The sequence below is a fragment of the Cupriavidus basilensis genome, from assembly GCF_029335485.1.
GTDB lineage: Bacteria > Pseudomonadota > Gammaproteobacteria > Burkholderiales > Burkholderiaceae > Cupriavidus > Cupriavidus basilensis_E.
The window spans coordinates 1-10451 of record NZ_JARJLM010000558.1 but is presented as its reverse complement, the minus strand read 5'-3'; the positions used below and the strand labels follow the sequence as shown (position 1 = coordinate 10451).

The window sequence follows — 10451 nt, the reverse complement described above, 5'->3', positions numbered from 1 at the left end:
CCCCCAGCGCAAAGATCAGCGCGGCGAACATCACCACGTTCAAGCCCGCCGCGACGCGGTCGAAGCGGTGCGAGCCGCGTGCGGTCTGCGGCAGCGCAGACCAGGCAATGTAGAGGGCCAGCAGGCCGATCGGCAGGTTCACGGCAAACAGCCATGGCCAGGGTCCGAGCGACAGGATGATCGACGCCACCGTGGGCCCGACCGCGAACGACACGCCGACGATCAGCGCGTTCAGCCCGACGCCCCGCCCGAGCCGGTGCGGCGGATAGATGGCGCTGATCAGCGCCGCGTTCACGCTCATGATGGCGCTCGCGCCGACGCCCTGCAGCAGGCGCGCTGCAGCGAGCGTGGGCAGGGACCAGGATAGCGCGCAGACCAGCGACGCGCCGAGGAACAGCATCAGCCCGCCAAGATAAACGCGCCGGTGCCCGACGATGCCGCCGAGCGCCGCGAACGGCAGCAGCGTGGCCACCATGGCGAGCTGGTAGGCATTGATCACCCACACGGATGCCGCCGGCGTGGCGTGCAGGTCGGCGGCGATGGCCGGCAGGGCGGTATTGGCAATCGCCGTATCGAGCGTGGCGAGAGAGACCGCCAGCAGGATGGCGGCCATGCCGCGGCGTTGCTGCGACGTCAGGGGGGCGTCCGCCGCAAGGGGTGCAAGGTTGGAATCCGCTGTGTTCGACACTGTATCTACCAGTTCCCGCCGGCCGGGCGGCAGCCGGGAAGCGTTGCCGCCCATCCGCTCTTGCGCCCGCCGCTATTGCCCGATTATTGTTTGAGTTGTCTGATACATGAACCGTGGCGCACATCGAAAAAACGGATGCTGCGCACGGTAAGCCGACACAATAAGGGAAAACGCGAAGGTTTGCTGGCGACGGGTTCGAGGCTGGCGGGCGGATGCCGGAAACACCCTATGCCGCCGACCAGACCGCGAGCTCGTATCCGTCCGGATCCTGGAAGTGGAAGCGCCGGCCGCCCGGGAACGAGAATACCGCCCTGACCACCGTAGCGCCGGCTGCCTCCACGCGCCGCTGCGTTTCCGCCAGGTCGTCGGCGTACAGGATGACCAGCGGTCCGCCAGGCCGGACTTCTTCACCGGTCGTAAAGCCGCCGGTCAGCCGGCCATCGCTGAATTCGCAATAGGCGGGCCCATAGTCCGTGAAGGTCCAGCCGAAGACCGCGCCGTAGAATGCCTTGGCACGGGCGATGTCGCTGACGTTGAACTCGATATTGTCGATCTGCCGGTCCTGGCCCCTGGTTCCCATTACCACTCCTTGCTGGTTGACATTGATTGACGCCGGTTGACGTTGTTTGACGATGGACACCATGTTCGCCCGGCGGCCAACGGAAATCTTGAATAAAACGGCCACTCAGGCGCGCACCTGGCCCAGCAGAACCTTCGCCGTCATGCCGGCGAGCGACTGGATCTCGCGGCTCAGGTGCGCCTGGTCGGCGTAGCCCGCGTCCGCCGCGATGGCGGCCAGGCCGGCTTCCGGCGACGCTCGCGCCAGCGACAGGACGCGCTGGAACCGCAGGATCCGTTCAAGCGTCTTCGCACCGTAGCCGAAATGCTCGTGACTGCGGCGCCTGAGCGTCCGCTCGCTGAGGCCAAGATGGCGCAGCACCAGCGGAATCGCCTCGCCCGCCGTGCCGGCGCTGGCCTGCACCAGCGCGAAGATCGCCGCCGCTTCCTGGCTCGGGGGTGCGACGAGCGGAATCCGCTTCGCCAGTTCGCTCTGGAACACCGCCGCCTGCCGGCCGTTTGCCTCCGCCTCGGCCAGTTGCCCGGCCATCGCCTGTGCTCGCGGGCCCCACAGATCGGCCAGGTCGAGTTTCCTGCCGACGAGGTCCGACATCGGCACGCCCAGCCAGTGCAGCGCGGCACCCGGTTGAAACCGCGCGCCCAGCACCGCCGCGCCGGGCGCCAGCTGGGGCCTGGCCGCCGTGATATCCGGCCCGACCACGAGCAACCGGCCAGCGCTCCAGAGCAGGTCCACGCAACCATCCGGCACCACGGCCACTTCCGGTGCCTGGCCGGCCGGCAGCACGCTGGTCCACATGCACTGGAAATGCTCTCGCAGCTCCTGCCTTGGCCGGGTCTCGCTATACTGCCCGACGGCCCCGGCCAGGGCGGGGTACTCTCTTTCTTGCATGCGTGCCAGTTCAAGAACTGCGTAGTATGTTGCGGGAAGCCGGCCCTGCCGCCAGGGCCGGCGAAGCGGGAAAGCACACAGGATAACGGAGCGCCCAGCAAACGCCATCGTCGACGCCTTGACGCCATCCCTTATCCGTTCAATTCGAACTGGGAGACACCCGGGCGTTCGCCTTGGGAAACGGCGAATATTGCGCGCGAAGCCTCCGGCCGCGCGATCCCTGCACCAGGCGTGCCCCTTCCTTCCTCCCTGCCGTTCTTGGGGCGCTGGCCAGCGGCCGGCCTTCTTTGCGCGGCGCGGTCGCCCGGCGAACGCGTAAAGGCCTATGCCCGCTCGGCCCCCCCTGCACCTCAACGACTCCGGATATTGGGCAAGCGAGGGCTGCTGGAGTCGTCGTGCCGACCGCGTCCTGCCGTATTCCGTTCGTTCCCGCGCGAGTTGCGGGAGCGCGGACGACTACCCGCATGAACCTCGCCGGGAGCTGTGCGGGGGGAGCCAGGAATGGGTATTCCTATCGCGATCGGGCACCTGATCTGACTGACCTGATCGTTGAGGGTGGGGTAAACCATTACCAAACGACGCTGGCACGCGCAAAGACATGGAACTAGAATCCGTATCGTTCTTGCAACGAACCATTGTTCGCCTATAGAACATTCCGGTGAATATGCGCTGCGCACCGGGATCGGGGTAATCCCCAGCCGAATCTGCCCAACAGGCATTCAGGGAGCGTCGGCATCCAAGGCTTGGCCGCGTCATTCGCGTCGGGCCCACCCGGTGCCCCAATCCGAACGGCGCACCACCACTCTGGGATACCCGCTGGACGCCCAGCGGCACCTTGCATCCCCAACGGCCTGCGCGCTTGCAACCTGAGCAAAAGCGCGGACCATGAGCCCGCTTCGTAAGCGAACGGGTTTGAGAAAAAGGATCATGTCCGGAAGCATCAAATTCATCGACACCCGCACCGGTTGTTTGCGTGTCGCACTCTCTGGCCCAACCGACGCGCCAGTACTTGTTTTCAGCAACTCTCTTGGCACCACATTGGAAATGTGGGACGTGCAGGCCGAAACGTTCTCGCGAGATTACAGGGTTGTGCGCTATGACACGCGCGGCCACGGCGGCAGCGTCGTGACGCCCGGTCCTTATTCGTTTGATCAACTGGGGGAAGACGTCATCGCACTGCTTGACGCACTAGATGTACCCCGCGCCAGCTTCTGCGGCATTTCGATGGGGGGGCACACGGGCTTGTGGCTCGGCATCAATGCGCCGGCACGCTTTGACGCCATCGCGGTTTGCAATAGCGCGGCAAAGATCGGTACCCGCGACGGGTGGACCAGCCGTGCGGCACAGGTGCGCGAAGGCGGCGGCGCTGCGATGTCGGATCTGGCTGCCTCGTCGCCCTCGCGATGGTTCACTGACGCTTTCGCTCGGTGCGCGCCCGAACTCGTAGCGCGCGCGCAGTCGTGGATTGCAGGGCTCAGCCCCGAAGGTTATGCTGCATGCTGCGAGGCTTTGGCGGTGTCGGATCTGTGGACGCAGATCGACCGTATTTCGGTTCCGACTCTACTGTTGGCAGGCGCGGCGGATCCGGTGACGACAGTGGCCGAAGCTGAGTCCATGCAACGAGCGATTGCGTTTTCGCGCATTGCCACCGTTCCGGCATCGCATTTGTCCAATCTTGAAGCACCCGAGCAGTTCAATGCAGCCATTATTTCATTCTTATCCGGATGTGGCGCGATACCACAGGAATGATCACGGAGCTACCAGACGAGTCATCAAATCTGTCCCCGTTCATCGCGCCTGATTGTGCGGGCGCGTACTTATCACCTGCTGGCGAAATTCCTGCGTTATGGGACATAGTCTATCTGACGACGAACTCAAAGCATTGGAAAACGAGACCACTGCACGATTTCCCGCAAGTGCGGTTGCTTCCATCCTCTAAACTCAATCCTCTAAACGCGGTCCGACTACGCGATTAATAATCACAGCGCCCAGAGACAAGGTTTATGACAAAGATCACAGGTTTTTTTACGGAACTGATGCGGCGCTATTTGCCTGATCCGTTCGTTTTTGCAATTTTGCTCACCATACTTACTATGGTGCTCGCCATTGCTACTGAAGGACGTATGCCTCTGGTGACAAACGTCGACTGGGGAAAAGGGTTTTGGAGCCTGCTGTCGTTCACGACGCAAATGGCAGTCATTCTTGCCATGGGCTATGTACTTGCCACCGCGCCGATCATGGACCGCCTGCTCGACAGGATCGTGTCTCGGGTCAATCAGCCGCGAACCGCCGTGGTTGTCGCCACGCTGGTCGGCTGTGTCGGTAGCTATCTGAATTGGGGCTTTGGCCTCGTGATCGGCGGTATCGTCGCGAAGAAGTTGGCGCGCAACGTCAAGGGGGTGCACTACCCGTTGATCATCGCCGCCGCCTACAGTGGATTCACGATGTACGGCTTGGGCCTGTCCGCGACGATCCCGGTACTGATCTCGACCAAGGGGCATGCTTTCGAGGGCAAGATGGGGATTGTGCCGTTGACCGAAACCATTTTCTCCGCGCCAATCCTACTGACCAGTCTTGCCGTGCTGATCCTGCTTCCGCTGCTCAATGCCGCGATGCACCCGAAGGCGGGGGAACCGGTTACGGAAATCGACGCACGATTGGACGATGCGGAACAAAAGCACACAGGCGCGGAAAATCTGCTTGGTGACAACACGATTGCATCGAAGCTTAACAATAGCCGCATCTTGAGCTATCTGATCGGTGGGCTGGGTATGTTGTATGTCGCGCAGCACTTCGTGCAAGGCGGAGCGCTCGACCTCAACATGATCAACTTCTTTATCCTATTTCTCGGTATCCTGTTGCTCGGCACGCCGATCAACTACGTCGAGAAGCTCAACGAGGGCGTCAAGACGATCGGCGGCATCATTCTTCAGTTCCCATTCTACGCCGGCATCATGGCAATCATGGCCTCGTCCGGTCTGGTCAAGACGATCGCACACGTTTTCATCGACATTTCCACCCCAATGACGTTGCCGTTTTGGGGGCTGATCAGCTCCTTTATCATCAACTTCTTTGCGCCGTCTGGAGGGGGGCATTGGGTAATCCAGGGGCCGTTCATGATAGATGCTGCGACTGCGATGGGCGCTTCAATGGCCCAAACCTCCATGTCGGTCATGTTGGGCAATGCCTGGAACGATCTTGTGCAACCGTTCTGGATCCTCCCCGCCTTGGCGCTCTCGCGGCTCAAACTGAAGGACATAATGGGCTATACGGTGTTATCAATGTTCCTGGTGGGCGCAATTTACATTACGGTCATTTCTGCATGGCCGCATCTGTAATTCGCATGGTCTCATTCGTATATCGAGGAAAATGAAATGTTGTTCATGGTTGAAATGCTTGTCGATATTCCCAACTCGGTCCCTGCCGAGGAAGCGGCGCGGATCAAGGCCGACGAGAAGGCATACTCTCAGGCGCTGCAGCGCTCGGGAAAATGGCCGCACATCTGGCGCGTGGTGGGTCAGTACGCCAACGTGAGCATTTTCGACGTGGAAAGCAATGACGAACTGCATACGCTGTTAAGTCAATTGCCGTTGTTCCCGTTCATGAAAATCTCGGTCACGCCGCTTGCACGCCATCCGTCTGCGATCTGATAGCGCGGGAAACGCCGCTGTGAAGCGCCCCGGGTGACGATGACGTCGGGCATGCCCGGATCTGTTGCCAGCCGGGGGCGTAGCCACACGAGCGGTCGGGATCGATGGCGAGGGCACGGTCAGCTTGCCAATAGCGAGACAAAGCAAAGGCAGGCGGAAGCCGCGCATGCGCCGCTCGCGCTCGCGGCGCCTCGTTCCCGCGCATCACGAACGGCTGATTTTCGATCACTCTGCCGGGATGGCGTGCGTACAGACCCGCCAGCCGCTCGGCCAGAAACCGGCGCGACCAACGCGCGATGAAGCGCGAATCGCAACCGAGCCGCTGCATGATCGCGTCGCGCGATTCCCCGCTTCAAGCATCAGGATCAACCTGGCCCGACGCACATCCGCTGCGCGTGGCTGCCAACAATTGCTCTCGCTCGAGCTCGTCCAAGTTCATTTTTCCCATGCATCCATCATGGATGAATGGGGTGCCATTTCAACGATGCGATGGACTAGGTCAGGTGCTCGGGCCACTCCTGATCGGTGCACTCGTCGGCACGTTCGGCTGGTCGGCCGCGAGCGCGCTGATGCTCACCGCAGGCGTCGCGGGCGCGGCCCTCGGTCTGTCGCTGGCGCGAGATTCGTCGCGCCGGCAAGGTCGCCTCGGCTCTTCAGGAGATAACGTTTCCATTCGTCATGAATTTGCGCGCGCCATCGAGCCCTGAACCGCCCCGACAGCGCCAACCTCAACGCCTGAGCTTGCTGGGCCAGCGCCTCCATCGCCTGCTCGCGCGACCGCGTTCCTGAAGCGCATCAGATCGGCAAAGCGCACGCGCCGATGTTTGCCCGTCTTGCGATAAGGCAGGGCGTCCGTCTCCAGCAACTTGACGAGATGAGATGAGGACGCGAAACCTTCTTGCGGCAGGCGCGGCCAGTGTCCAGACTCCCACGCCCACCGTCTCCTTCACACCATCGGGACGATCAGGCCTTCTTCACCCATGCACTGCACCAGCCCTTGGACGCGACCTGCTTGCCGGCGAAGAGCGGACAGCCGCCGCTGGCATCGGTCGCCTTGCCCTGGAAGAGCTGGCAGTTGCCGCAGTGCTGGCTGGCGTCATGCTTCGGGTACTTGGCCTTATCGACCTTGGCCGAATCCGCCTTGTAGCCCAGGCCGACGGCCTGCGGATCCTTCTCATCCACCATCGGGCCGCTGCCCTGGGCTCGCGATGCCAGGGGAACGCCCAAGGCACCTGCCGCCGCAATGATCGGAATGCCCTTCAAGAAATTACGACGAGTTGACATCTTTAATCCTTTTTGTGGGGGGGACAAGCTGGACGGGTACGCTTATATTGCGCCGCACCATCCGTCAATCATCGGCGCGCCCATGGAAGCGCGCGCCTGGATACCGGCCCGGACCTTGCTCGCGCAACAGTGCGCAAACAGCGTGCAAGGAAAGGGCAGACACGCCGCCGGTCGATTGGCGCGGGTCCGGATCGAGTTTAGCCGACGGTGCACTCGCGCGGCATTGATATGGGCCAAAGAGGCACGAACGAAAGCAGTGCCTGTCGGCGCTGGCGCCGGCAGGCACGCTGCTGCGCGGGCTCATGCGACTTTACGTCGCACCCCCGTACAGGGAAAGGCGGCCTCGATTCATGGCGCAAGCCGGTGCTAGCGCCGTTCGCCTATCTCGACAATCGCGCCATTGGGTCCGACCAGGTAGAAGTCGGCTCCGATCCCCACCCAATGGCGGCCTCGCGCCGGCGGCGGCAAGCCATACCCACGCCAGTCATCCACCACGTACTGGCGATCGCGGTATTCCGGCGGAAGCCGGTCACCCCGGTTCCAATGGCCGGGCCCGCCCCGCGCGTTGTCGCGGTCGCCATGGTCGCCACGGTCATCCCGATGCTGGGCCCCGTATTGATAACCGCGGTCGGGACCTCGGTCGCGATCTCGGTCCGGCTGCGCGAAACTCGAAGCCGAGACCAGGAATCCGCCGGCAAGCAATGCGCCCAGCAGTAATCTGTTTCCTACGGTTCTTGTCATTGAGCACTCCTTTTGATTGGCCGCCACGGCCCTGGCACCTGAACGGTCGTTCCAACAAAGACAAAGCGCCACGCCGTCAGCAATCCACGCGAATGACTTGTCGCGACAAGCAGGCTCGCAACGTCGATGCCCGACTTAAGGATAGTGGCTGGGATAGCATCTGCGGGCGGCATGGAGTCGGAAAGCGCCGGATCGGGCGCCCGCCAGGATGTTGGCCTCGGCCGGTGAGGACAGAAAGAGACAGCAGGGAGCTGGCCGGCAGGGAAATCTCCGCCGGTCTTGTAAAAACTGGCGCGTCGGGACGGCAGTCAGGAGATGCCGCCGATATCACACCGGAAGCTGTGCTGCGCGATACGCCGATGCCATCGCCGGGCGCCGGCGGGAAACCGCCAAGCCCGCATCGCACGGCATGAGCGCTAGCGGATCGCTTTCAAGCGTGCGCGCCACGGAGCCCGCCGGCGAAGCGGGCCTGCGCCGGGGCATTGGCTGCGGGGACGGCATCCAGCTTGAATTCGCCGACCGCACCCTGCAGCTGGTTTGCCTGTTCCGCCAGGGCCGAAGAAGCGGCAGCAGCCTGCTCCACCAGCGCGGCATTCTGCTGCGTCACGGCATCCATCTGCATTACCGCCTGGTTCACCTGCTCGATCCCGCTGCCCTGCTGCGCCGATGCCACCGCGATCTCGCCCAGGATGGTCGTGACCTGCCGCGAGGCCGTGACGATCTCGCGCATGGTCTGGCCGGCCTGTTCCACCCGTACCGAGCCGTTGCGCACCTGATCCGCCGAGTCGCCGATCAGCCCACGGATTTCCTTGGCCGCCGCGGCGCTGCGTTGCGCCAGGGTACGCACCTCGCCCGCCACCACGGCAAAGCCGCGCCCCTGCTCGCCCGCGCGCGCCGCTTCCACGGCCGCATTCAGGGCCAGGATATTGGTCTGGAATGCAATGCCCTCGATCACATCGATGATATCGACGACCTTTTTCGAACTGGCGCTGATCGCCTGCATGGTCTCCTCGACCTCCCCCACCGCCGTACCGCCGCGCTGCGCGATATGCGAGGCGTTGGCCGCCAGCTCGTTCGCCGCGTGCGCGCGTTCGGTGTTCTGCCTGACCATGGCGGTCAGCTCGCCCATGCTCGAAGCGGTCTGCTGCAGCGCGGCGGCTTGTTCCTCGGTTCGCTGCGACAGGTCGGTATTGCCGGCGGCGATCTGTTTCGACGCATCCGTGATGGAGTCCGTCGATTCCTTGATCCGGCTCACCAGGTCGGTGAGCATGTCTTCCATCTCGCCCATGCCGCGCAGCAGCCGGCCGAACTCGCCCTGCCGCTCGGTTTCGAATTCCTGGCTGAGATCGCCGGATGCAACGGTTTCGGCAATATAGACCGCCTCGCCAAGTGGTTGCTCGACGCCGCGCGCAATGCCATAGGTAAAGGCGGCGCAGGCCAGCAGGGCTACCAGCCAGAGGGCAAACATCAGGGTTCGCGCGGAGTCCGCGGCTTGTTCCGCATTGCCACCCGCCGTGCCCGGCAACTGGCTGAGCCCGACGGCGATGGCTGCGGCCATCAAGAGCAGCACTACCGCGAAACCCGCGCCAAGGCGCGCACGAGTACTCAGGTTGGCAAGTAACGTCATTGCTGCATCTCCCCTTTTTTTGGACTCCGCCTGCTTCGTCATTCGGCTAACGGCAGGTCGCGGAAGAACTTTAGGGAGCTGCCGGATGCAGCCGTGCTTCGCTTCAGACCGATTGCGGATCCCGCGGCGCTGCGCCATCGCCAGCGCGGGCGCCGGCCGGAAAATGCACGCCCGCACGCTGCGCCGCGCGCACGATGTGATCGGACATGGCGCGCTGCGCAAGGCTGGCATCGCCGGCGGCAAGCGCATCGATGATGGCGCAATGCTCGGTATAGGTGGCGTGGCGGCTGCCGCGCTGGTAGAACGGCAGCCGCTGGCTTTCCTGCATCACGTCCGTGCTGTTGCGCAGGATATCGGCGATGGCGCGATTGCCGGCAATGGCGATGATGCGCATATGGAAATCGAAATCCAGCCGGGCCGCCTGCGTGAAGTCGGAGGCATCGATGCAGCCCCGCATCGCCTCGGCGTTCTCGCGCAAGGCCTCGATGTCTTCCGGCAACAGCGCCGCGGCGGCCAGCCCCACGGTGAATCCTTCCAGCGCAAAGCGCAGCTGGTAGATATCGGTCAGCGCATGGGAGGTGGAAAAGCGCCACTGCGGCGCCGCGCCGCTGGCAGCGTCGGCCGCCACGTACACGCCTTTGCCCGGCCGCGAGACAACCAGCCCGAGCCCCTGCAGCGTGGACAGGGCTTCGCGCAGCGAGGTGCGGCTGATGCCTAGCTGCTCCGCCAGGTCCCGTTGCGACGGCAGCAGCGACCCGGCCGGATACTTGCCGCCTTCGATCCACTCGCGGATCAGGGTGGCGGCGTTGGCGGAGATGGCGGTGGCTGTGACCATTGTCTGGCGATGTAGTCCTGCGGTGGGTAAGGCGGGGAAGACCGGAAAAGGCCCGGCTCCAACGGCCGCGAGCGGCAAATGGCAACAAGCGGCAATCCGGGCGCGCCATCGGGCGCAAGCGCTGCCGCAAAAGCAACGGCAAATTGTACTCGACCGCC

11 protein-coding genes and 1 pseudogene are annotated in these 10451 nt (G+C 63.5%); 4 read left to right on the top strand and 8 right to left on the bottom strand.

Annotation, left to right across the window (positions count from 1 at the left end; translation table 11 throughout):
• The 3 genes from P3W85_RS34625 to P3W85_RS34615 all read right to left on the bottom strand — a co-directional run.
• Nucleotides 1-637, bottom strand: a 637-nt coding sequence (locus P3W85_RS34625; protein WP_276268077.1) for an MFS transporter, incomplete at its 3' end; no start/stop codon positions are given.
• A 277-nt stretch (nt 638-914) separates the two neighbouring features.
• Entirely contained in the window at nt 915-1268 is a 354-nt protein-coding gene (locus tag P3W85_RS34620) for a VOC family protein (protein ID WP_017229482.1), read from the bottom strand.
• A gap of 105 nt (nt 1269-1373) precedes the next feature.
• A complete protein-coding gene (locus tag P3W85_RS34615) occupies nt 1374-2156 on the bottom strand; it encodes a DUF6597 domain-containing transcriptional factor (RefSeq protein WP_276268076.1) in 783 nt (260 codons plus the stop codon).
• A 927-nt stretch (nt 2157-3083) separates the two neighbouring features.
• Here P3W85_RS34615 and pcaD point away from each other — a divergent pair.
• The 3 genes from pcaD to catC all read left to right on the top strand — a co-directional run bounded on the left by pcaD (nt 3084) and on the right by catC (nt 5806).
• Nucleotides 3084-3905 carry a 3-oxoadipate enol-lactonase gene (gene pcaD, locus P3W85_RS34610; RefSeq protein ID WP_276268075.1) on the top strand — a complete coding sequence of 274 codons (822 nt, stop codon included), beginning with the start codon at nt 3084-3086 and terminating at the stop codon, nt 3903-3905.
• A 254-nt stretch (nt 3906-4159) separates the two neighbouring features.
• Entirely contained in the window at nt 4160-5494 is a 1335-nt protein-coding gene (locus P3W85_RS34605; RefSeq protein WP_017229479.1) for a short-chain fatty acid transporter, read from the top strand.
• Between the two features lie 36 nt (nt 5495-5530).
• Nucleotides 5531-5806: a muconolactone Delta-isomerase gene (gene catC / locus P3W85_RS34600; protein ID WP_017229478.1), complete on the top strand. Its 276-nt coding sequence runs from the start codon at nt 5531-5533 to the stop codon at nt 5804-5806.
• Between the two features lie 211 nt (nt 5807-6017).
• Here catC and P3W85_RS45680 read toward each other — a convergent pair.
• Nucleotides 6018-6254, bottom strand: a pseudogene (locus P3W85_RS45680) (helix-turn-helix domain-containing protein); the annotation flags it as partial.
• Nucleotides 6255-6309: 55 nt separating this feature from the next.
• Between P3W85_RS45680 and P3W85_RS45675 the strand changes: the two are divergent.
• Complete coding sequence (locus P3W85_RS45675) at nt 6310-6513, top strand: hypothetical protein (RefSeq protein ID WP_430869677.1); 204 nt, start codon at nt 6310-6312, stop codon at nt 6511-6513.
• 256 nt (nt 6514-6769) lie between these two features.
• Here the strand turns inward: P3W85_RS45675 and P3W85_RS34585 are convergent, their stop codons facing one another.
• The 4 genes from P3W85_RS34585 to P3W85_RS34570 all read right to left on the bottom strand — a co-directional run bounded on the left by P3W85_RS34585 (nt 6770) and on the right by P3W85_RS34570 (nt 10293).
• The gene (locus P3W85_RS34585) at nt 6770-7090 is read right to left on the bottom strand and encodes a high-potential iron-sulfur protein (RefSeq protein ID WP_035815305.1); all 321 of its coding nucleotides are present in this window, start codon (nt 7088-7090) and stop codon (nt 6770-6772) included.
• 366 nt (nt 7091-7456) lie between these two features.
• On the bottom strand, nt 7457-7831 hold the full coding sequence (locus P3W85_RS34580) for an RcnB family protein (protein ID WP_035815303.1): 375 nt from the start codon (nt 7829-7831) through the stop codon (nt 7457-7459).
• Nucleotides 7832-8261: 430 nt separating this feature from the next.
• On the bottom strand, nt 8262-9458 hold the full coding sequence (locus P3W85_RS34575) for a methyl-accepting chemotaxis protein (protein ID WP_017229475.1): 1197 nt from the start codon (nt 9456-9458) through the stop codon (nt 8262-8264).
• 103 nt (nt 9459-9561) lie between these two features.
• Nucleotides 9562-10293 (bottom strand): FadR/GntR family transcriptional regulator, encoded by a 732-nt coding sequence (locus tag P3W85_RS34570; protein ID WP_276268073.1) that lies wholly within the window; start codon nt 10291-10293, stop codon nt 9562-9564.
• Nucleotides 10294-10451: the final 158 nt, after the last annotated feature.

Coding starts and splice junctions, on each gene's coding strand:
- P3W85_RS34620 (WP_017229482.1), bottom strand. CDS start 1,268: ATGGGAACCAGGGGCCAGGACCGGCAGATCGACAATATCGAGTTCAAC.
- P3W85_RS34615 (WP_276268076.1), bottom strand. CDS start 2,156: ATGCAAGAAAGAGAGTACCCCGCCCTGGCCGGGGCCGTCGGGCAGTAT.
- pcaD (WP_276268075.1), top strand. CDS start 3,084: ATGTCCGGAAGCATCAAATTCATCGACACCCGCACCGGTTGTTTGCGT.
- P3W85_RS34605 (WP_017229479.1), top strand. CDS start 4,160: ATGACAAAGATCACAGGTTTTTTTACGGAACTGATGCGGCGCTATTTG.
- catC (WP_017229478.1), top strand. CDS start 5,531: ATGTTGTTCATGGTTGAAATGCTTGTCGATATTCCCAACTCGGTCCCT.
- P3W85_RS34585 (WP_035815305.1), bottom strand. CDS start 7,090: ATGTCAACTCGTCGTAATTTCTTGAAGGGCATTCCGATCATTGCGGCG.
- P3W85_RS34580 (WP_035815303.1), bottom strand. CDS start 7,831: ATGACAAGAACCGTAGGAAACAGATTACTGCTGGGCGCATTGCTTGCC.
- P3W85_RS34575 (WP_017229475.1), bottom strand. CDS start 9,458: ATGACGTTACTTGCCAACCTGAGTACTCGTGCGCGCCTTGGCGCGGGT.
- P3W85_RS34570 (WP_276268073.1), bottom strand. CDS start 10,293: ATGGTCACAGCCACCGCCATCTCCGCCAACGCCGCCACCCTGATCCGC.